This is a genomic window from Streptomyces sp. NPDC050856 (genome assembly GCF_040653855.1).
GTDB lineage: Bacteria > Actinomycetota > Actinomycetes > Streptomycetales > Streptomycetaceae > Streptomyces.
In genome coordinates this window covers 18,607-39,405 of sequence record NZ_JBFAGV010000039.1, presented here as the reverse complement: position 1 = coordinate 39,405, position 20,799 = coordinate 18,607, and the positions used below count along the sequence as shown (strand labels likewise).

The window sequence follows — 20,799 nt, the reverse complement described above, 5'->3', positions numbered from 1 at the left end:
TACCCGGACAAGAACGCGCCCACCGGGACGAAAGTCCCGGTGGGCGCGTGGCCGGCCGGCGGTGTCCCCGGCCGGGATGTGCTCAGCCCGCGGCCACCGCCGCCGCGATGACGGCCCGTACCTGTGCCGTGATGTCGGCCCGGTCGCGCAGGAACTCCGGGTCCGTCACCGCCCCCGTGTCCGTCCCGCCGAACCGCAGCACCGGGGTGTGCACATGGCCGCCCGGCAGGCCGCGCAGGCCCAGGCGGTCGCGCAGCAGCGTGGCCCGGTAGGCGATCTCGTTGGACAGGTAGTCACCGCCGCCGCCCGCGCGGGCGGCCGAGCCGGCGGTCGGACCACCGGGCCGGACCACCGGAGCCGTCCCGCCGGCCGGGATCTCGGTGACCGAGGTGTTGTCGTACACCGGGAAGCGGCCCGTGTCCGCCGCCACGATGTCCCGGTACGGCAGGGTCGTCGTCGTCCACTGCGGCTGTGAAGCCGGGTCGGTGACCGGCACCGGGCCCGTCACGGACGCGTTCTCGTTGTCCGCGAAACCGCCCCGCCAGGCGCCGTTGAAGCGCTCGATGTCGAAGCGGCCGACCCGGCCCTGGCTCACCGTGGTGAAGAGGTCCACCCGGGGCAGCTGCGGGCGCAGCGCCCGCTCGACGGCACCGTCCGCGAAGTCCCGCCAGCGGACAGGGAAGAGGGCCGTCTCGACGCGGGCCGTCCGGCCGTCCGGCGTACGGATCAACGTGCCGTCCAGCGCCAGGGCCGCCGCGCCCGAGGGATTGCTGATCCGGATGTCCCGGTCCAGCGTGAACGGGTCGAACCCGGTCATCAGCACCCGCCCGACCTCCTTGCCCCGGTCGCCGCCGGCGGCGGCCGGGAAGCGGATCGAGTCCTGCCCCCGGGAGGTGGCCTCCAGCCGCCCCAGCAGCCGGTCGCGCTCCGCGTCAGGCAGGGCGAAGCCCGGCCGCCAGGCGCGCAGTTCGCGGGTCATCCCCAACCGAGCCCAGTACAGCGGCCGGTCGTCGTCCCGGCTCAGGTCACCCCCTGCCGGTCCCCGCCCCTGCACCCGGTCCACCGCGCGCCGCCACAGCCGTGACCCGTGCCGTTCGACCGCGCGCTCGGCCGCCGGGTAGGAGCGCGACCGCGCCAGCGCGCCGGCGAACTCCTGGGCCACCGTGTCGAATCCGCTGCGCCGGAGGATCTCCCGGGGTACGGCACGGTCCAGGCGCGCCTCCTCGGCGGTGGGGCCCGGCGGCACCGGGGCGGCCGCCGCGGGGGCGGGCGCCGCGGAGACCGGCGCCGCCCCCAGGGCGAGCGCGACCAGGGCGGTGCCGAGCGTCGTACGTATCCGTGACACGGGCGGGGGTCCTTCCGTCGGGTGCGGGCTGCCGGCAGTATTCCGCCGCACCCGCCCCTCCCGCTACCGCGCCCCCAGCAGTCGCAGGAAGTCGCGGAAGGCCGCCGGCATGTCGACCGCGCCCGGGTCCAGCAGCCACTGGTACTGCAGTCCGTCGAGCACCGCCGTTAGCAGCGGCGCGGCCTGCTCGGGGGTCAGCCCGCCGGGCAGCCGGTCCCCGTACTCGGTGCGCAGCACGTCCGCCATGTCCGCCCGCACCCGGGTGTAGCGCCGGGTGAAGTACTCCCGGGCCGGGTGGTCCTCCGTCACGCTCTCGCCGAGCAGCGCGGAGAAGGTCCCCACGATGCCCGGCCGCATCGCGTTGTACTCCACGAGCGCCTCCAGCAGGTCGAGCCGCCAGCCCTCGCGGCCGCCGCCGGTGTCCCACCGGTCGCGTTCCTCCAGCACCGCGACGAGCAGTGCCTCCTTGGTGGGGAAGTGGTGCAGCAGTCCCTGCTGGGTGAGGCCCACCCGTGCGGCGACCGCGCCCAGCGAAGCGCCCCGGTAGCCGCGTTCGGCGATCACCTCCAGGGCCGCCCGTACGATCTCCGCGCGCCGCTCCGCGCTCCTGGTTCTGCCCGCCATCGCCCTCGCCCCCTTCCGGCACCGCTCCCGCACAGGACCGTACGGCATCACCGAGTAACGAAAACATCACGAAACCTACCGGGCTACTGGTTCGCCCGCCATCATGGGCCGACCACCGACGAGGAGGCACGGCGTGAGCGACACCGCCCGCGAACAGGCCGTCAGGACCGCGCTCGGCACGCTCGGCGAGCTGGGGCTGGACACCAAGACCCGTCTGCTGGCCGGTCAGGACATGTGGACCCTCCCGGCGGTCCCCGAGATCGGCCTGGCCTCCCTGGTCATGTCGGACGGCCCCGTCGGGGTCCGTGGCGTGCGCTGGACCCCGGACGACCCCTCGGTCGCCCTGCCGTCGCCCACGGCCCTCGCCGCCACCTGGGATCCCGCCCTCGCCCGCCGCGCGGGCCGGCTCCTCGCCCAGGAGGCCCGGCGCAAGGGCGTCCACGTGCTGCTCGCCCCGACTGTCAACCTGCACCGCTCACCGCTGGGCGGCCGCCATTTCGAGGCGTACAGCGAGGACCCGTACCTCACCGGCGAGATCGGCACCGGCTATGTGCTGGGCGTCCAGGACGGCGGCGTCGCCGCCACCGTCAAGCACTTCGTCGCCAACGACGCCGAGACCGACCGGTTCACCGTCGACAACGTCGTGGCCCCGCGCCCGCTGCGCGAGCTCTACCTCGCGCCCTTCGAGGCCATCGTGGCCGAGGCCCGCCCATGGGGCGTCATGACCGCCTACAACCAGGTCAACGGCCGCGCCATGACCGAGCACCGCCACCTCGTCGAGGAGGTGCTGCGCGGCGAGTGGGGCTTCGACGGCTTCACCGTCTCCGACTGGATGGCCGCCCGCTCCACCAGGGGCGCCATCGAGGGCGGCCTGGACGTGGCCATGCCGGGCCCGGGGACCGTGTACGGCGAGGCGCTCGCCGCCGCCGTCCGGGCGGGCGAGGTCGAGGAGGCGGCCGTCGACCGGGCGGTACGCCGGGTGCTGCGGCTCGCCGCCCGTGTCGGGGCCCTGGCGGGAGCGCCGCCGGCCGTCGCCGAGCCGCCCGCCCCCGTCGACGGCGAGGCGCTGGCCCGTGAGATCGCCCGCCGGTCCTTCGTGCTGGCGCGCAACGAGGACCGGGCCCTGCCCATCGATCCGGCCGGGGTGCGCCGGGTCGCCCTCCTGGGCGCCGCCGCCCGTGATCCCCGGGTGCTCGGCGGCGGCTCCGCCCAGGTCTTCCCCGGCCGCGCCGTCTCACCGCTGGACGCTCTGACCGCCGCGCTCCCCACCGGCACGCTCGGCTACGCCGTCGGCGCCGACCCGGACGGCGAACCCGCCCCCGCGGGGCCCGGCTTCGCGCTGCGGGCCCGCTGCCGCGACGCCCGGGGCGAGGTGATCGCCGAGGTCCCGCTGGCGCGGGGGCAGGTGCAGTGGATCGGCGGCGACCTGCCCCCCGGCGTCACCCACGAGACCCTGCGCAGCGTCGAGATCACGGGCACCCTCACCCCCCGCGAGAGCGGCGAGCACACCTTCGGCACCCGCGGGCTCGGCGCCCTCAGGCTCACCGTCGCGGGCCGGACCCTCTACGACGGCGTGCAGGCGACGGGCCCGGAGACCGACCCGTTCGAGGCGTTCCTCGGTACCCCGATCCCGCGCGGCACGGTGGCCCTCACCGCGGGGGAGCCGGTCGAGGTGTCGCTGCTCCACCGGCTGTGCGGGCGGGACGCGGCGCCGCTGCCGGCCGTGGTGTTCTCCCTGCTCCACCTCGCCCCGCGCCGCGACCCCGACGAGCTGATCGCCGAGGCCGTCGCCACGGCGCGCGACGCAGACACGGCGATCGTCGTGGTCGCCACCACCGAACGCGTCGAGTCCGAGGGCTTCGACCGTACGAGCCTCGCCCTCCCCGGCCGCCAGGACGACCTGGTGCGGGCCGTGGCCGCCGCCAACCCGCGCACGGTCGTCGTGGTCAACGCGGGCGCCCCGGTGGAGATGGACTGGCGCGACGACGTCGCCGCCGTCCTGCTCACCTGGTTCCCCGGCCAGGAGGGCGGCGCCGCCCTGGCCGACGTGCTGCTGGGCGCGGCCGAGCCGGGCGGCCGGCTGCCCACCACCTGGCCCGCCACGCTGGCCGACGCGCCGGTCACCGAGGTGGTGCCGGCCGACGGCCGCCTCCACTACCGCGAGGGCGTCTTCATCGGCTACCGCGCCTGGGACCGGGCCGGTGCCACCCCCGCCTACCCCTTCGGCCACGGCCTGGGCTACACCGACTGGGCGTACGAGGCGCTCACCGTGACCCCGCGGTCCGCCACGGTCCGGGTGCGCAACACCGGCGCCCGTCCCGGCCACGAGGTCGTCCAGCTCTACCTCGCCCCGACGGCGGGCCCGGTCCAACGCCCGGTGCGCCTGCTGGCCGGCTTCGCGGGCGTCGAGGCGCGTCCGGGCGAGTGCGCCGAGGCCGAGATCCCACTGCCGCGCCGGGCGTTCGAGATCTGGGACGAGTACCTCGGGACATGGACCTTCGTCCCCGGCACATACGAGGTGTGCGCCGGGCGGTCCGTGACGGACCGTCGGCTCAGCTCCGTGCTGGAGGTGTGACGGCCTGCCGCTCCGGCGCCGCGGCCGGCGCGGGCGGCCGTTCCGCCGTGACGGCGCGGTGGGCGATCTCCGCCAGGCGCTGCTGGCCGCCCAGACCGGGGTGGAACCAGTCCCACGGGCTCAACTGCGCGCCGGTGAAGCGGTAAGCGAACACCGCCCCGCCGTCGTACCGGCAGTGGCGGTCCTCGGCGCAGACCTCCCGCAGGACCTCGTTGTACGCCACCACCTGGTCGTGCACCAGGGCGCGGCGCCGTTCGGCGGCCTCGCCCAGGTCGTCCGCGCCGGCCAGCATCGACGCGCACAGGCCCAGCTTCCACACCTGCTTGCCCAGCGGGTTGCCCCGGCCCTCGGACCACAGCCGCTTCAGGTCCGGCACGCTCGACACGTACACCTGAGTCCTGGGCGCGGCCGCCCGCAGCCGGCGCATCGCCTCCTCGAAGGACGCGCGGAAGGCGTCCACCGGCGTCATCAGATCGGTGGTGTCCCGGCAGGCGTCGTTGGCGCCCACCAGCACCGTGACCAAGGCGGGCTTCCGGGCGGCCGCCTGCGCCATCTGGCCGGGCAGTTGGGCCATTCGCGCGCCCGACCGGGCGAAGTTCCAGCTACGGGTGGCCACCCCCCGGGCGCCGAGCAGCCGCAGCGCCAGGCTGTTCACCCGCTCGTCCGAACCCGTCGCCCACGACACCTCCGGGCAGTCCGCGAGCACCGAGCAGGCGTCGTAGCCGCGCGTGATGGAGTCACCCACAGCGGCGATCGACGCGGGGCTGCGGTCCCACGCCGGGGTGGGGGAGGGCGCGGGCCGCCGGGCCGCCGACGCGCCGGGCGCGGAACCCGTGTCACACCCCGTCAGGAAGGCGGCACAGAGCGCGAACAGCGCGGTCCACGTGGCGACGGCGGTGCGCGGGGTTGCCCCGCGCGGCGGTATCGCGGGCATCCTTTCGCCCTTTCGTCGGCGTCCTGGCGAGTGAAAGCTTGGTGTCAACGGCCCATGGGACCGACCGTACGTCATGCCGAGGGCCCCGGCGCACGGTAGCTTTTCCCCGTCGAACCGTAAGGCGCCTTCGCCGATCGGCTCCGGTAAATTACATCACGTCACACGCTGTCCCTTTTGTGGAGTTTTACTCCTGATGCTGTTTACTGAGGCCGCTGGGAAAGGCGAACCTCGTCCCACACTGGAGGTCCCGGTGACGACACGTGGAGTCCTGTACGTACACTCCGCACCTCGCGCGCTGTGCCCGCACGTCGAATGGGCGGTGGCGGGCGTGCTGGGTGCGAGGGTCCAGCTCGACTGGATCCGGCAGCCGGCCTCCCCGGGCACCTGGAGAGCGGAATTCTCCTGGCAGGGGGAACCGGGCACCGCCTCCAAGCTCGCCTCGGCGCTGCGCGGCTGGCAGATGCTCCGCTTCGAGGTGACCGCCGAGCCGTGCCCCACCGCCGAGGGCGAGCGCTACAGCGCCACGCCCCGGCTGGGCATCTTCCACGCCGTCACCGGCATGCACGGCGACATCCTGATCCCCGAGGACCGGCTGCGCGCCGCGCTGGCCCGTTCGGCGCAGGGCGAGACCCAGTTGGAAGCCGAGATCTGCAAGCTCCTGGGCAAGCCCTGGGACGACGAGCTGGAACCCTTCCGGTACGCGGGCGAGGGCGCCCCGGTCCGCTGGCTGCACCAGGTCGTCTGACCCGGTACCCGCGCCCCGCGCCCCCGGCGCCGCGCGTCCCCCGACCCCGTACGACAAAGGGCCCCCACCAAGGCGGTGGGGGCCTCTTCGCTCAGGTGCCGGAGGGTCAGACCGTACGGAAGGCCAGGACCACGTTGTGGCCGCCGAAGCCGAACGAGTTGTTGATCGCGGCGATGGTGCCCTCGGGGAGGGCACGCGGCTCGTCGCGCACGATGTCGGCCTCGACCTCCCCGTCCAGCTCGTCGATGTTGATGGTCGGCGGGGCCGTGCGGTGGTACAGCGCCAGGACCGTCGCGACGGTCTCGATGCCCCCCGCGCCGCCCAGCAGGTGACCGGTCATCGACTTGGTGGCCGAGATGGCGACATGGTCCAGGTCGTCGCCGAGCACCTGGCGCAGCGCCTTCACCTCGGCGACGTCACCCTGCGGGGTGGAGGTGGCGTGCGCGTTCAGGTGCACGACCTCCGACGGCTTCAGGTCCGTGCTGTCCAGCAGGTTCTGCAGGGCGGCCGCGATGCCGCGGCCGCTCGGCTCGGGCTGCGCGATGTGGTGGCTGTCGGCCGACAGGCCCTGGCCCAGGACCTCGCAGTAGACCTTGGCGCCGCGCGCGGCGGCGTGCTCGGCCGACTCCAGGACCACGACACCGGCGCCCTCGCCCAGGACGAAGCCGTCACGGGCCTTGTCGTACGGGCGGGAGGCCTTCTCGGGCTCGTCGTTGTTCTTGGACATCGCCATCATGTTGGCGAACGCGGCGACCGGCAGCGGGTGGATGGCCGCCTCGGTGCCGCCCGCGACGACCACGTCGGCGCGGCCGGTGCGGATCATCTCGACGGCGTACCCGATCGCCTCGGCGCCCGACGCGCAGGCGGAGACCGGCGTGTGGACGCCCGCCCGGGCGTTCACCTCCAGGCCCACGTTCGCGGCGGGGCTGTTGGGCATCAGCATCGGCACGGTGTGCGGGGAGACGCGGCGTACGCCCTTCTCCTTGAGCACGTCGTACTGGTCGAGCAGGGTGGTCACGCCGCCGATGCCGGAGGCGATGACCGAGCCGAGCCGCTCGGGCCGGACCTTGTCGTCCTCGCCGGCGGGCGCGGTGAAGCCCGCGTCGGCCCAGGCCTCACGGGTCGCGATCAGGGCGAACTGCGCCGAGCGGTCCAGCTTGCGGGCGAGCGGGCGGGGCAGCACCTCGCCCGGGTCGACGGCCGCGGGGGCCGCGATACGGACGGGCATGTCGGCGAAGCGGTCACCTTCGAGGGGCTTGACGCCGGAGCGTCCCGCCATGAGACCTTCCCAGGTCGAGGCGGTGTCGCCACCCAGCGGTGTGGTTGCGCCGATACCGGTGACGACCACGGTGCGATTGGTCGGGCTCACAGGAATTCTTTCTCCACGTGTATGAGGTATGGGGAATGCGGCGCCACCGCCGGGTGGCGATCCGGTCAGTCCTGGTGCTTCAGGATGTAGTCGGCGGCGTCGCCGACCGTCTTGAGGTTCTTGACGTCCTCGTCGGGGATCTTGACGTCGAAGCGCTCTTCGGCGGCGACGACGACCTCGACCATGGACAGCGAGTCGACGTCCAGGTCGTCGGTGAAGGACTTGTCCAGCTGGACGTCCTCGACCGGGATACCGGCGATCTCGTTCACGATCTCGGCGAGGCCCTTGACGATCTCGTCCTGAGTGGCGGCCATGTGGCGCTCCTTCGGTGTGTTCTCAGAGGGTGTTTCTCAGAGGATGTGAGGCTGGTCGTCCGGAAAATGATCCGAACGGTGCCTAAGGGAGGGTAACGACCGTCGCGGCGTAGACGAGACCCGCCCCGAAGCCGATGACGAGCGCGGTGTCACCGCTCTTCGCCTGGCCGGTCGCCAGAAGCCGCTCCATCGCGAGCGGAATCGAGGCGGCCGAGGTGTTGCCGGTGGTCTCCACGTCCCGGGCGACCGTGACGTGCTCCGGCAGCTTCAGCGTCTTCACCATCGAGTCGATGATCCGCATGTTGGCCTGGTGCGGGATGAAGACGTCCAGGTCGGCCGCCGGGACACCGGCGGCGTCCAGCGCCTGCTGGGCGACCTTCGCCATCTCGTAGACGGCCCAGCGGAAGACCGCCTGGCCCTCCTGGGTGATGGCCGGAAACTTCTCGACCACGCCGTCGCGGTAGTCCGTCCACGGCACGGTCTGCTTGATGGTCTCGGCCTTGTCGCCCTCGGAGCCCCAGACGGTCGGGCCGATCATCGGCTCCTTGGCGGGGCCCACCACGACCGCGCCGGCGCCGTCGCCGAACAGGAACGCCGTCGCCCGGTCCGCCAGGTCCGTCAGGTCGCTCAACCGCTCGACGCCGATGACGAGCACGTACTCCGCCGAGCCCTCGACGACCATGCCCTTGGCCAGGGTCAGGCCGTAGCCGAAGCCGGCGCAGCCCGCCGAGATGTCGAACGCGGCTGGCTTGTTCGCGCCGATCTGGTGGGCGATCTCGGTGGCCACGGCCGGGGTCTGCTTGAAGTGCGAGACGGTGGAGACGATCACGCCGCCGATCTGCTCCGGGGTGATCCCGGCGTCCGCGATGGCCTTGCCGGCCGCCTCGACCGACATCGCGGTCACGGTCTCCTCCGGGGAGGCCCAGTGGCGGGTGGCGATACCGGAGCGCGAGCGGATCCACTCGTCGGACGAGTCGATCGTCTCCAGGATCACCTCGTTGGGCACGACCCGGGTGGGGCGGTAGCCGCCGACACCCATGATCCGCGCGTACGGGGCGCCCTGGCTGGGCTTGATCTTCGCCATGCTCTACGGCTCCTTGTCAGGCGGCGGGGCGCGCGTGCTCGGCGATGAGCGCGCGTGCCGCGTCGAGGTCGTCCGGCGTCTTCAGCGCGAGCGTCGCGACACCCGGCAGGGCGCGCTTGGCGATACCGGTCAGCGTCCCACCGGGGCACACCTCGACCAGCGCGGTCACCCCGAGCTGCTGGAACGTTTCCATGCACAGGTCCCAGCGGACCGGGTTCGCGACCTGACCCACCAGGCGGGCGACGACATCGGCGCCCGTGGCGACGGTCCGGCCGTCCTTGTTGGAGACGTAGGGCACGGCCGGATCGGCGACCGTGAGCTCGTCCGCGGCCTTCCGCAGGGCCGTGACGGCGGGAGCCATGTGGTGCGTGTGGAACGCGCCCGCCACCTTCAGCGCCACCACGCGGCGGACGCCCTCGGGCTTGTCCGCCTCCAGCGCGGCCAGCTGCTCCATGGTGCCGGCGGCGACGATCTGGCCGGCGCCGTTCACGTTCGCCGCGGTCAGGCCCAGCTTCTCCAGGTGCGGGACGGTCACCTCGGGGTCGCCGCCGAGCAGCGCCGACATGCCCGTCTCGGTGACGGCGGCGGCCTCGGCCATCGCCAGGCCGCGCGTCCGTACGAAGCGGAGCGCCGCGGTCTCGTCGAGCACGCCCGCGAACGCGGCGGCGGTGATCTCACCGACGCTGTGGCCGGCGACCGCGCCGGGCGCGGGGTCGCCGAGCGCCGCGGCGGACAGCAGACCGGCCGCGACCAGGAGCGGCTGGGCGACGGCCGTGTCACGGATCTCGTCCGCGTCCGCCTTGGTGCCGTAGTGGACGAGGTCGAGCCCGATGGCGTCGGACCACTCGGCGACACGGTCGCCCGCGCCGGGGAGGTCGAGCCAGGGAGTCAGGAAGCCGGGCGTCTGAGCGCCTTGGCCGGGAGCGACGAGTACGAGCACCCTCACACTCTCTCTTGTGGACGGTCCGTGACGCCCGTGAGGACAAGGACGAAGAACCGTCAGTCGAATTGTTGATGTCCTACAAAACAGTTAGGACGAGGTGTCCGCTTCGGCCAGACGCCCCAGGATCAGCGCGATCCGCAGCGTAAACGCCGAACGGACGTCGGACGGTGACCACCCGGTGACATCCGTCACACGTCGGAGCCGGTAGCGCACGGTATTGGGGTGCACGAACAACATCCGCGCCGCCCCTTCCAGGCTGCTCGCCTGCTCCAGGTACACGCTCAGGGTCTCCAGCAGCGCCGACCCAGCTTCCTCCAGCGGTCTGTAGATCTCCTCCACCAGTTGCTCGCGCGCGGCCGGGTCCGACGCGATCGCGCGCTCCGGAAGGAGATCGTCCGCCAGCACCGGCCGCGGTGCGTCCTGCCACGCCGAGCAGGCCTTCAACCCGGCCGCCGCGGCCTGCGCGGACCGGGTCGCGGCCAGCAGGTCGGGTACCACGGGGCCCGCCACCACCGGGCCCGCCGCGTACGGGCCGATCAGCGCCTTGGCGACCTGGAGCGGGTTGTCGCTGCCGCCCGCGATCACCACCAGCCGGTCGCCCAGCACGCCGGTGAGCACCTGGAGCTTGGCGGCCCGGGCAGCCCGGCGGATCGCCTCGACGGTCAGCTCGCTGTCCCCGTCCGGGGCGGTGCCCAGGATCACGCACACGTGCTCCGGCGAGTTCCAGCCCAGCGCGGCGGCGCGCGAGACGGCGCCCTCGTCGGCCTCGCCGGACAGCACCGCGTTCACGACCAGCGACTCCAGCCGGGCGTCCCAGGCGCCCCGCGCCTCGGCGGCCTGCGCGTACACCTGGGCCGTCGCGAAGGCGATCTCCCGGGCGTACACCAGCAGCGCCTCGCGCAGCACCGATTCGTCACCGGGCGCCGCGACCTCCTCGATCGCCGACTCCATGACCTCGATGGTGGTGCGCACCATCTCGACGGTCTGGCGCAGGGTGATCGCCCGGGTCAGCTCGCGCGGCGCCGTGCCGAACACGTCCGTCGAGATCGCCTGCGGCGTCTCCGGATGCCGGAACCACTCGGTGAACGCGGCGATACCGGCCTGGGCGACCAGGCCGATCCAGGAACGGTTCTCCGGGGGCATGGCCCGGTACCACGGCAGCGTTTCGTCCATGCGGGCAATGGCGTTCGCGGCGAGCCGTCCGGAGGACTGCTCCAGACGCTTCAATGTGGCGGCATGGGGGTGTTTTTCGTTCGCTGCGGGTTCAGGCACGGGACAAGACTGCCTTATCCGGACGGGTGAGTGCGGTGCCGGGTCTACGGTGGGCTGGTGATATTCGTACAGCGCGCCGAGGAGCGCTACCGCGGCGGCGACCCGGCGGCCGGCATCGAGACCCGGCACGCCCTGTCCTTCGGCCGCTTCTACGACCCGGACAACGTCCGCTTCGGCGCCGTCCTCGCCTGCAACGAGGAGCGGCTCGCACCGGGCGCCGGGTTCGACGAGCACCCGCACAGCCACACCGAGATCGTCACCTGGGTCGTCGAGGGGGAGCTGACGCACCGTGACTCGGCGGGGCACGCCACCCTGGTGCGTCCCGGCGACGTCCAGCGCCTCAGCGCGGCGAGCGGGGTGCGGCACGAGGAGCGCAACGACGGCGACACCCCGCTGGTCTTCGTGCAGATGTGGCTCGCCCCCCTGGCGTCCGGAGGGGAGCCCTCGTACGGGATCGTGCGCGGCCTCACCGACGCCGCGCCCTACGCCCTGCCCGCCGCGGGCGCCGAGCTGCACGTGCGGCGCCCGGCACCGGGAGAGCGCGCGGCCGTCCCGGACGCGGACTTCCTGTACGCGCACGTGGTGCGTGGCCGGGTGGAGCTGGCCGGCCAGGAGTTGGGGCCCGGCGACGCGGCCCGGATCACCGGCGCGCGGGGCCTGGAGCTCACCGCGCGGGCCGCCGCCGAGGTGCTGCTGTGGCGGATGGCGGGCTGACCGCCGTCCCGCCGCCGCGGCTCAGCCGTGGCGCAGCTCCGCCAGCACCGCGTCGGTGAACGGCGGCCACGCCTCGACCGCCCACGGGCCGAAGGCCCGGTCGGTGAGCGCCACGCACGCCGCCCGCGCGTCCGGGTCGATCCACAGGAACGTGCCCGACTGGCCGAAGTGACCGAAGGTGCGCGGCGAGGACGACGTCCCCGTCCAGTGCGGGGCCTTGCCGTCCCGGATCTCGAACCCGAGCCCCCAGTCGTTGGGCCGCTGGTGCCCGTACCCGGGCAGGACACCGGTCAGCCCGGGGTGGACCACCGTCGTCGCCTCCAGCACGGTGCGCGGGTCCAGCAGCCGGGGCGCCTGCACCTCGGCGGCGAAGCGCGCCAGGTCCCCGGCGGTCGAGACGCCGTCCTTGGCGGGTGAGCCGTCCAGTGTCGTGGCCGTCATGCCCAGCGGTTCCAGCACCGCCTGGCGCAGGTACTCCGCGAACGGGATGCCGGTCGCCTCGGCGACACGGTCGCCCAGCACCTCGAACCCGGCGTTGGAGTAGATCCGCCGGGTGCCCGGCGCGGCCGTCGCCCGGTGCTCGTCGAAGGCGAGCCCCGAGGTGTGCGCCAGCAGGTGCCGCACGGTGGCCCCCTCGGGCCCGGCGGGCTCGTCCAGCTCGACGGCGCCCTCCTCGTGGGCGACCAGGACGGCGTACGCGGCGAGGGGCTTGGTGACCGAAGCCAGCGGGAAGGGCCGGTCGGTGGGGCCGTACGACCCGGCGAGGGAGCCGTCCGCACGGACGACGGCCGCCGCGGCGGTGGGGACCGGCCAGTTCTCGATCATTGCCAGGCTCTGCATGCCGAGAGCCTATCCATAGGGTCCGGCCCGCCTCCGGGGTGCGGGGGCCGGGCCCCGGGAACCCCTCACCTCCACTTGCCTGGAGTGCACTCCAGGGTCCTAGCGTGGAGGGCATGACGGTGATCGACAGCACCACTCCCGTACGGCCGCCGGACAGCGGGCCGTGCGCCCCTGCCGCGGCCCCGCGCCCGCACCCGCGTCCCGCGGGACAGGACCGCTACACGATCGGCGAGGTCGCGGCGTGGACCGGGCTGAGCGCGCACACCCTGCGCTGGTACGAGCGGATCGGGCTGATGCCGCACGTCGACCGGTCGCACACCGGTCAGCGCCGGTTCACCAACCGGGACCTGGACTGGCTCGCCCTGGTCGGCAAGCTGCGGCTGACCGGCATGCCGGTGACCGACATGGTGCGCTACGCCGAACTCGTGCGTGAGGGCGAGCACACCTTCGACCAGCGGCAGGAGTTGCTGGTGGAGACCCGCCGGAACGTGCGGGCCCGTATCGCGGAGCTCCAGGACACGCTCGCCGTACTGGATTACAAGATCGACATCTACGCGGGCGCCCGCCGGGCGCCGGAGAGGGCCTGAAGCCCATGAGCAAGGACCAGTCCGAGAACACCCCCGCCGTCGAGAAGATCACCACCGTGCGCCTCGGCGCGAAGGGCCCGGAAGTGGGCGTCCAGGGCTTCGGCGCCATGGGCATCAGCGAGTTCTACGGCGACACCGACGAGGCCGCCGCCCGCGACACCCTGGACGCCGCGCTGGAGGCGGGCGTCACGCTGATCGACACCGCCGACATCTACGGGCGGGGCGCCAACGAGGAGTTCCTCGCCCCGTTCGTCGCCGCCCACCGTGAGGAGATCACCCTCGCGACGAAGTTCGCCGTCGAGCGGACCGACGACCCGCAGTACCGGGCCGTGCGCAACGAGCCGGCCTACATCAGGTCCGCGGTCGAGGGCAGTCTGCGCCGCCTGGGCGTCGACGTCATCGACCTCTACTACATGCACCGGCGCGACCCGGCCGTACCGCTGGCCGAGTCGGTCGGCGCCATGGCCGAGCTGGTCCAGGAGGGCAAGGTCAAGTACCTCGGGCTCAGCGAGGTGACCGGCGCGGAGCTGCGCGAGGCGCACGCCGTGCACCCCATCACCGCGCTCCAGTCCGAGTGGTCGGTGTTCTCGCGGGACGTGGAGCGCAGCGCGGTGGGCGCGGCCGCGGAGCTGGGCGTGGCGTTCGTGCCGTACTCACCGCTCGGCCGGGGCTTCCTGACCGGTGCCTTCACCGACGCGTCCAAGGAGCTGTCGGGCGGCGACTACCGCCGGAACCACCCCCGGTTCAGCGGTGAGAACGCCGAGCGCAACGCCGCGCTCCTGGAGCCGCTGCGCGCCATCGCCGACGCGCACGGCGCGACTCCCGCGCAGATCGCCCTGGCCTGGGTGCACCAGCGGGCCGAGGTGCACGGCCTGGTCGTGGTGCCGATCCCCGGCACCCGCAAGCGCGGCCGGCTCCTGGAGAACGCCGCGGCGACCCGTGTCCGGCTGGACGCCGGGGAACTGGCCCTGCTGGAGCCGATCGCCGAGCGGGTCGCGGGCGACCGGTACGCCGACATGTCCTCCACCTCGGCGGCACGCGACATCTGACCCACCGGGACCGGGCCGGGCCGGGTAGGAGGGGGCGGACGGGGCCGGCCGGACCGGGTGGGTCACCGGGCGCGGGCCTACAGTTCCGCGAGCAGTTCCGCCTTCTTCGCCGCGAACTCCTCGTCCGTCACCAGGCCGGCCTGGTACAGCTCGCCCAGGTGCCGTATCCGTTCGGCCACCGCCGCCGGGTCGCGGCCCGGGCGCGGGGCCGCGGCCACCGCGACGGGTTCCCCGCCGCCCGCGCCGGAGCAGCCGGCGCGGGCCGCTCCCCGTACCGCGGCCAGGACCGCCGCCGCGAACGGCAACGACTCGTGCACCGGCCCGTAGCCGAGGCCGAAGACCACGGCGGCCGGGTCCTGGTCGGCCTGGGCGGGCCGGGTGCCGCCGTCACGCGGCAGCAGCCGCAGGTGGCCGTCGAGCACATCGGGGGAGCGCCACTCGACACCGCTCAGCTCCCGCACCCGGAACGACTGGTCGCCGGCCTTCCACTTGGCGGACGACGCACCCGTCCAGAACCACCGGAAGGCCACTTCGGCACCGTCGAAGGACGCCTTCCCGTCATACGCCTTGAACTGGAGCGGCGCTTCGGGGGCGGCCACCAGGAACCGCTCGGCCGGCCCGGCCGCCCCCGGGCCGGCGAGCCGCGCGCGCAGCTCGTCCGCGTACGTCTCGGCGAGCGCCTCGCGCTCGGCGGACAGCACCAGGCGGTACGGGTCGCTGCCCTCCTTGAGCTGGCCGGCGGCCACCTCCATCAGCGGATCGGCACCCGGTCGCGGCACCGCGCGCAGCACCACCGTGCCCCGCTTGCCCGGGGAGAGGGACACCGACGCCAACGCCTCGTGGGGAATGCGCCGTTCCCGCAGCGCGTGGAAGAGCTTCGGCGTGCGGATCCCCCGTTCGAAGCGGATGAGCACGGCGTCGGGTTCGAATTCCCAGGTGGCATGAATTCCGGCCAGCACATCACCCATGTGCCTCATCGTATGCGGCGGGGGCTCGCGCGTCGCCCCTCGAAGAGTTGCGAAATCCACCACCCCGCACGGGCCTCTACGCGCGTCAGACGGCGTTCCCGCCGGAAATTCCGCTGCGGCAGGCCGAATCGGCGCCCGCGCACCGCACCCCGTCGTACGAACCGACGCCTATGCGCGCCAGGTTGCGCAGGCTCTCGGTGCCCGGCTCGAAATAGCCGGCGTGCCCGGCCGCGCCGTCCGCCGACAGCACCCGGGCGCCGAACTCCGGGGTCACCGGGTCGGCGCCGTGCCCCAGCCCGCCGACCTCCAGGTAGGGCAGGTCGCCGATCCAGTCGTCGGCGTCCCGCATCGCCCACACCCGGGCCCGGGTGCCCAGCGCCGCCGCGCTCTCGGCCCGCATGCCGGGGCTGCCGGCCACCGCGACATCGGTCACCCGAGGAGGCAGTCGCGGCGCGGCCAGGCCGCACACCACCGAGCCGTAACTGTGGCAGAACAGCGAGACCTTGGAGCCGCCGGGCAGCGCGCCGGTCACCCCGGCCAGCCGCCGCGCGCCGTCCGCCGCCAGCCCGCCGGTCGCCGCCTCCACGCCGACGCCCACCGGCGCCGTGTAGTCGGCCCAGGCGACCACGGCGGTACGGGTACGGGGCGCGGCGGCGCGTTCGGCGGCGTACAGCGACTCGGCCATGCCGACCGGCGCGCTGTACCTGCGGGCGGTGCGCTGGAAGGTCAGCAGGTCGGTGTCGACGCCCGGCACGACCACCGAGACGCGCTGAGCCCGTTCCAGGTCGCCGAACACCTCCGCGGCCCGGCCCTTCCCGGTCGGGTCGAAGGCGAGGATCTGGCGCCCCTCGCGCAGCAGGGAGGTGAACCGGTGCAGCCGGCGCACCGCCTCGCGGTGGCCGTCGGGGGAGAGCCGTTCGTCGTCCACCCGCCGGCGCTCGGCGTCACGGGCCTGGCGCAGCGCGTGCCGGTTGGCGCGGTAGCGCAGCCCGACCGGGGCGCCGTCGAGGTTGCCGACGACCAGTGGGTGGCGGGCCGCGAGCCGATCACGCTGGGTGACGGTCAGTGACCGGAAGAACCGGGTGATCGCGCTCGCCGGCGACGCCGGATCGGGCAGCCGGTGCGGCCCCGCCCGGCCGTCGCGCCAGGCGGCCAGCGCTGCCTCGCGCGGTCCGCGCGGCCCGGGCTGGTCGCGCGCGGCGGTCCATCCGGTGGTCATGAGCAGGACGAACACCACCGCGAGAGCGAGCAGGGCACGCCAGGCGAGGAGGGAGGGAGGGGAGTGGAAAGCAGTCACTACGAGACACCTTAGGAGAAGCTCCCGGGGTGCCGTGACCAGCGTGACGCGGATCACGCATGAAACGGAGAATACGGGGTAGCGGCGTGACTCTCCGTGTACGCCGGGTGTGCCGCGGAGCGCGCCCCGGCGCCCCCGGCCGCGACGGTCCGGGGTCAGCCGGTGCGGGGGTGCCGCCCGTCGCGCCAGTCGGCGGCCAGCGCCGGACCGAGGTGGTCGAGGTAGTCCTCGGTCAGGGCGCGGATCGCCTCCAGCGAGGCGTCCGGGCCCCGGCCCCACAGTTGCCCGGTGACCCGCATCACCCCGCTGAACGCGGCCACGGCCACCCGGGGCCGGGGGTCGGCGTCCACGTCCAGGCCCTCGCGATCGGCGATCAGCCGGGCGATGTTCTCCTCCATCTCGGTGGAGCGCCGCAGGTGCACCGCGAGCAGCGCCGGCGTCGACTCGATGAGCCGGAACGTCCGCAGGTACAGCTCGACCGGAACGACCTCCATGATGGCCTCGCCGATGGTGTCCCAGGCCGACAGCACGGCGTTGCGCATGGCTTCGAGCGGCGCCTCGTGCGGCGGCCGGGCGCGCAGGGCGGCCATGAAGTGCCGCTCCACCATGTGCTGGACGGCGAAGGCCACCTCCTCCTTACTGGCGAAGTAGCGGAAGAAGGTGCGCTGGGAGACGTCCACGGTGCCGGCGATCTCGTCGACCGTGGTGCGCTCGTAGCCCTGACTGGTGAACAGCTCCAGCGCGGCGCGCAGCAGGGCGTCGCGGGTGCGCTGCTTCTTGCGTTCGCGCAACCCCGCGCTGGTCCGCTGCTCAACCGTCACTTCATGGTCCTCGGCTTGTCTCTCTCCGGCTCTTTGGGCAGCTCAGCGTACCTGTGAGCTAAGTGACAGTTACCGGCGTGTGAATTGCTTTGTCAATTGTCAGTGGCTGACATTAGCCTCTCGGTATGACTAGTCAGACCACCGTCGACCAGGTGCCGCAGGGCCCGGAGCCCACGCCGGCACAGGCCAAGGGGCTGCGCGGCCACCCCTGGCTCACGCTCTTCGCCGTGGCCATCGGCGTGATGATGGTCGCGCTGGACGGCACGATCGTCGCGATCGCCAATCCCGCGATCCAGAAGGACCTCGGCGCGACCCTCTCCGACGTCCAGTGGATCACCAACGGATACCTCCTCGCGCTGGCCGTCGCGCTGATCACCGCCGGCAAGCTCGGTGACCGGTTCGGCCACCGCCAGACCTTCCTCATAGGCATAGCCGGTTTCGCGGCCGCGTCCGCCGCGATCGGCCTCTCCAGCTCCATCGGCCTGGTGATCGCCTTCCGGGTGCTCCAGGGCCTGTTCGGCGCCCTGCTGATGCCGGCGGCGCTCGGCCTGCTGCGCGCCACCTTCCCGGCCGAGAAGCTGAACATGGCGATCGGCATCTGGGGCATGGTCATCGGCGCCTCGACCGCGGGCGGACCGATCGTCGGCGGCCTGCTCGTGGAGCACGTCAGCTGGCAGTCCGTGTTCTTCGTCAACGTCCCGGTGGGCATCGTCGCGCTCGTCTTCGGCCTGGTGATCCTCCGGGACCACCGCGCCGAGAACGCGCCGCGCTCCTTCGACGTGCTGGGCATCGTCCTGCTGTCTGCCGCGATGGGCGCCCTGATCTGGGGCATCATCAAGGCCGGCGAGTCCTGGGGCTGGGGCAGCGCCAGCACGTGGGGCTTCCTGGGCGGCGCGGTGGTGCTGTTCGCGCTCTTCGCCCTCTGGGAGACCAAGGTCAAGGAGCCGCTCATCCCGCTGGGCATGTTCCGTTCGGTGCCCCTGAGCGCCGGCACCGTCCTCATGGTGCTGATGGCCTTCGCCTTCATGGGCGGCCTGTTCTTCGTCACCTTCTACCTCCAGGGCGTCAAGGGGCTCAGCCCGGTCGACAGTGGCCTCCACCTGTTGCCGCTGACGGCCATGATGATCGTCTCCTCGCCGCTGGCGGGCGCGCTGATCACCAAGTTCGGACCGCGGATCCCGCTCGTCGGCGGCATGGTGTGCACGGCCGCCGCCATGTTCGGCATGATCTCCCTCACCGAGGGCACGGGCACGCTCGCCATGTCGTTCTGGTTCGCCCTGCTGGGCCTGGGCCTGGCCCCGGTCATGGTGGGCGCCACCGAGGTCATCGTCGGCAACGCCCCGCTGGAGCTGTCCGGTGTGGCCGGTGGCCTCCAGCAGGCCGCGATGCAGGTCGGCGGCGCCCTCGGCACGGCGGTGCTGGGCGCGGTGATGTCCTCCAAGGTCAGCTCGGACTTCGCGGCCAACTGGAAGGAGGCGGGCATCCCGGTGCCGGTCGACCCCCGGCTGGAGCAGGCCGCGGAGTTCGGCACCGTACCGGCCGAGCTGGCCAAGGCCCCCGGGATGACGCCGGACCTCCTGGCCAGGATCGGTGGCGTCATCCACGACACGTTCATGTCGGGCATGGGCACGGCCTTCCTGGTCGCCGGTGTCGTGGCGGTCGTCGCGGCGCTGGTCGCCACCCTGACCAAGCGAGGCGAGAACGCCGACGCGGGCGCGGGCGGTGCCCACATCTGACGGCCCGCGCCCGACGGCCCGTGTCCGAGCGACCGCGTCCGGCGGGTCACATCGGGAGGGGGCGGCCACCTCCGGCGGGCCGTCCTCGGCCCCCGCTCCGACACCTTTCGGGTGACCCCGGGCCCCGGCAGCCACGCGCTGCCGGGGCCCTCGGCGTCGCCGGGGCGGCACCCCGGGCGGCGCGTCACCTATCAGAGTGGATCACCGGGCCCCCTCTTCCGGTCCCCGCCCGGCCCGCGCCACGCTGCCCGGGCAGGTGATCGTTTCCATGCACACGGGGGTTCGACATGCGTACCAAGACCGTCCTGGCCGCCGCCGCGCTGGCCGCCACCGTCGCCGGGACCGCGGTGCCGGCCGCGGCCGGGCCGCCGGCCCTGGGGCCCTGCGCCGCCGGGCAGCTGTGCCTCTGGGCCAAGGAGGAGTTCCGGGGCGCCCGCCGGACGTACGAGCTGACCGGCGTCGACATCGAGAGCTGCGTCGTACTCCCCGGCGCCGCCACCGCGACCGCCCTGGCCAACCGCACCGGCCGGCCCGTCACCACCTACCAGTCGGCCGAGTGCGCCGAGACGGCGGAGTTCGAGACGTACCCCGGCACCGGCACCTGGGTGCCCCGGTCGCCGTACCAGGTACGGGCCTTCAAGGTCTGGGAGAACTGAACGTCTGCCCGCCGCGAACCCGGGTACCCGGCAGGCATGAACACCTTCGGGCGGACCCGGCGTACGCGCGTGAGCCCCCGCTCACGCGGCCGAAAGGGGTCGCGGACCGGGACGGAACGCGCGGCGCCGGGCGTCCGGCGAGAGGTGTTCGGCTAAGCCGGAGACCGGTCACCGGCCGGTGCCGCGGTCCCCTCAGGGAGCACGGCGTGCTCCGACAGCCGGCCGACCTCCGCACGCAGCTGCCTGACCTCCTCGGTCAGGGCCTCCAGGAGCGCCGTCTGACGGCGCTCCTGGGCGTCGTCCCGCTCGAAGCGGGAGATGAACCAGGCCGCGATGTTGGCCGTCACCACACCCAGCAGCGCGATGCCCGACAGCATCAGGCCCACCGCCAGGAACCGGCCCAGTCCCGTCGTCGGCGCGTGGTCCCCGTAGCCCACGGTCGTCATGGTGGTGAACGACCACCACACCGCGTCGCCCAGCGTCCGGATGTTCCCCTCCGGCGCGTCCCGCTCCACGTGCAGCACCGCCAGCGAGCCGAACATCATCAGCCCCACCACGGCCCCCGCGACATAGGTCGTCAGGGTGACCTGTGGGGCCATCCGGGCCCGCCGCCCCACCAGCAGCAGCGTGGCGACCACCCGCAGCAGCCGCAGCGGCTGCACCAGCGGCAGCAGCACCGCGAGCAGGTCCAGCGGGTGGCGGCGCACGAAGTGCCACCGGGCGGGCGCCAGCACCAGCCGCACGAGGTAGTCGACGGCGAACGCTCCCCACACCACCCACTCCACCGCCGTGCACGCCGAGTGCACCCAGCGGTCGGCGCCCGGCGCCACGATCGGCACCGCGTAGGCGACACCGAACGCCACGGCGAGCGTCAGCAGGGGTCCGCGCGTGTGGTGTTCCCAGCGTTCTTCCATGCCGGGCATCGT

At 73.5% G+C, this 20,799-nt stretch carries 20 protein-coding genes; 7 read left to right on the top strand and 13 right to left on the bottom strand.

All coding sequences use genetic code 11. From position 1 onward, the window contains the following. Positions 1-82: 82 nt before the first annotated feature. Both AB0H53_RS26260 and AB0H53_RS26255 read right to left on the bottom strand, forming a co-directional pair. Positions 83-1,345 carry a pyroglutamyl peptidase gene (locus AB0H53_RS26260; protein ID WP_362118167.1) on the bottom strand — a complete coding sequence of 421 codons (1,263 nt, stop codon included), beginning with the start codon at positions 1,343-1,345 and terminating at the stop codon, positions 83-85. Positions 1,346-1,408: 63 nt separating this feature from the next. Further along, on the bottom strand, positions 1,409-1,969 hold the full coding sequence (locus AB0H53_RS26255; RefSeq protein ID WP_362118164.1) for a TetR/AcrR family transcriptional regulator: 561 nt from the start codon (positions 1,967-1,969) through the stop codon (positions 1,409-1,411). 133 nt (positions 1,970-2,102) lie between these two features. On the opposite strand from AB0H53_RS26255, the gene AB0H53_RS26250 reads away from it, so the two are divergent. After that, positions 2,103-4,544 (top strand): glycoside hydrolase family 3 C-terminal domain-containing protein, encoded by a 2,442-nt coding sequence (locus tag AB0H53_RS26250; protein ID WP_362118161.1) that lies wholly within the window; start codon positions 2,103-2,105, stop codon positions 4,542-4,544. Here AB0H53_RS26250 and AB0H53_RS26245 read toward each other — a convergent pair. Beyond that, on the bottom strand, positions 4,522-5,478 hold the full coding sequence (locus tag AB0H53_RS26245; RefSeq protein ID WP_362118158.1) for an SGNH/GDSL hydrolase family protein: 957 nt from the start codon (positions 5,476-5,478) through the stop codon (positions 4,522-4,524). The two genes, AB0H53_RS26250 and AB0H53_RS26245, sit on opposite strands and share 23 nt — an antisense overlap. 250 nt (positions 5,479-5,728) lie before the next feature. On the opposite strand from AB0H53_RS26245, the gene AB0H53_RS26240 reads away from it, so the two are divergent. Next, complete coding sequence (locus AB0H53_RS26240) at positions 5,729-6,223, top strand: DUF3145 domain-containing protein (RefSeq protein ID WP_362118155.1); 495 nt, start codon at positions 5,729-5,731, stop codon at positions 6,221-6,223. 106 nt (positions 6,224-6,329) lie between these two features. Here AB0H53_RS26240 and fabF read toward each other — a convergent pair whose 3' ends face one another. The 5 genes from fabF to AB0H53_RS26215 all read right to left on the bottom strand — a co-directional run bounded on the left by fabF (position 6,330) and on the right by AB0H53_RS26215 (position 11,205). After that, positions 6,330-7,592: a beta-ketoacyl-ACP synthase II gene (gene fabF, locus AB0H53_RS26235; RefSeq protein ID WP_362118152.1), complete on the bottom strand. Its 1,263-nt coding sequence runs from the start codon at positions 7,590-7,592 to the stop codon at positions 6,330-6,332. Between the two features lie 65 nt (positions 7,593-7,657). Continuing rightward, on the bottom strand, positions 7,658-7,906 hold the full coding sequence (locus AB0H53_RS26230; RefSeq protein ID WP_362118149.1) for an acyl carrier protein: 249 nt from the start codon (positions 7,904-7,906) through the stop codon (positions 7,658-7,660). Between the two features lie 82 nt (positions 7,907-7,988). Then, positions 7,989-8,990 (bottom strand): ketoacyl-ACP synthase III, encoded by a 1,002-nt coding sequence (locus AB0H53_RS26225; RefSeq protein ID WP_362118146.1) that lies wholly within the window; start codon positions 8,988-8,990, stop codon positions 7,989-7,991. 16 nt (positions 8,991-9,006) lie between these two features. Beyond that, a complete protein-coding gene (locus tag AB0H53_RS26220; RefSeq protein ID WP_362118215.1) occupies positions 9,007-9,930 on the bottom strand; it encodes an ACP S-malonyltransferase in 924 nt (307 codons plus the stop codon). 90 nt (positions 9,931-10,020) lie between these two features. Next, positions 10,021-11,205 carry a helix-turn-helix domain-containing protein gene (locus tag AB0H53_RS26215; protein WP_362118143.1) on the bottom strand — a complete coding sequence of 395 codons (1,185 nt, stop codon included), beginning with the start codon at positions 11,203-11,205 and terminating at the stop codon, positions 10,021-10,023. Positions 11,206-11,262: 57 nt separating this feature from the next. Here AB0H53_RS26215 and AB0H53_RS26210 point away from each other — a divergent pair, with 57 nt between their 5' ends. Further along, positions 11,263-11,919 (top strand): pirin family protein, encoded by a 657-nt coding sequence (locus AB0H53_RS26210; RefSeq protein ID WP_362118140.1) that lies wholly within the window; start codon positions 11,263-11,265, stop codon positions 11,917-11,919. A 21-nt stretch (positions 11,920-11,940) separates the two neighbouring features. Here the strand turns inward: AB0H53_RS26210 and AB0H53_RS26205 are convergent, their stop codons facing one another. Next, positions 11,941-12,759, bottom strand: a complete 819-nt coding sequence (locus AB0H53_RS26205; RefSeq protein ID WP_362118137.1) for a serine hydrolase domain-containing protein — start codon at positions 12,757-12,759, stop codon at positions 11,941-11,943. Between the two features lie 113 nt (positions 12,760-12,872). On the opposite strand from AB0H53_RS26205, the gene AB0H53_RS26200 reads away from it, so the two are divergent. Both AB0H53_RS26200 and AB0H53_RS26195 read left to right on the top strand, forming a co-directional pair. Continuing rightward, positions 12,873-13,346: a MerR family transcriptional regulator gene (locus AB0H53_RS26200; RefSeq protein ID WP_362118134.1), complete on the top strand. Its 474-nt coding sequence runs from the start codon at positions 12,873-12,875 to the stop codon at positions 13,344-13,346. Between the two features lie 5 nt (positions 13,347-13,351). Continuing rightward, entirely contained in the window at positions 13,352-14,395 is a 1,044-nt protein-coding gene (locus AB0H53_RS26195; protein ID WP_362118131.1) for an aldo/keto reductase, read from the top strand. A 77-nt stretch (positions 14,396-14,472) separates the two neighbouring features. On the opposite strand, the gene AB0H53_RS26190 is transcribed toward AB0H53_RS26195, so the two are convergent. The 3 genes from AB0H53_RS26190 to AB0H53_RS26180 all read right to left on the bottom strand — a co-directional run bounded on the left by AB0H53_RS26190 (position 14,473) and on the right by AB0H53_RS26180 (position 17,481). Next, positions 14,473-15,363 carry a DUF4429 domain-containing protein gene (locus tag AB0H53_RS26190; RefSeq protein WP_362118128.1) on the bottom strand — a complete coding sequence of 297 codons (891 nt, stop codon included), beginning with the start codon at positions 15,361-15,363 and terminating at the stop codon, positions 14,473-14,475. A gap of 85 nt (positions 15,364-15,448) precedes the next feature. Next, positions 15,449-16,660, bottom strand: a complete 1,212-nt coding sequence (locus AB0H53_RS26185) for an alpha/beta hydrolase (protein WP_362118125.1) — start codon at positions 16,658-16,660, stop codon at positions 15,449-15,451. 155 nt (positions 16,661-16,815) lie between these two features. Then, on the bottom strand, positions 16,816-17,481 hold the full coding sequence (locus AB0H53_RS26180; protein ID WP_362118122.1) for a TetR family transcriptional regulator: 666 nt from the start codon (positions 17,479-17,481) through the stop codon (positions 16,816-16,818). A 125-nt stretch (positions 17,482-17,606) separates the two neighbouring features. Here AB0H53_RS26180 and AB0H53_RS26175 point away from each other — a divergent pair, with 125 nt between their 5' ends. Then, the gene (locus AB0H53_RS26175) at positions 17,607-19,217 is read left to right on the top strand and encodes an MFS transporter (RefSeq protein ID WP_362118119.1); all 1,611 of its coding nucleotides are present in this window, start codon (positions 17,607-17,609) and stop codon (positions 19,215-19,217) included. Positions 19,218-19,504: 287 nt separating this feature from the next. Next, positions 19,505-19,873 (top strand): peptidase inhibitor family I36 protein, encoded by a 369-nt coding sequence (locus AB0H53_RS26170; RefSeq protein ID WP_362118116.1) that lies wholly within the window; start codon positions 19,505-19,507, stop codon positions 19,871-19,873. A 152-nt stretch (positions 19,874-20,025) separates the two neighbouring features. Here AB0H53_RS26170 and AB0H53_RS26165 read toward each other — a convergent pair whose 3' ends face one another. Then, positions 20,026-20,787, bottom strand: a complete 762-nt coding sequence (locus AB0H53_RS26165; RefSeq protein WP_362118113.1) for a potassium channel family protein — start codon at positions 20,785-20,787, stop codon at positions 20,026-20,028. Positions 20,788-20,799 lie beyond the last annotated feature (12 nt).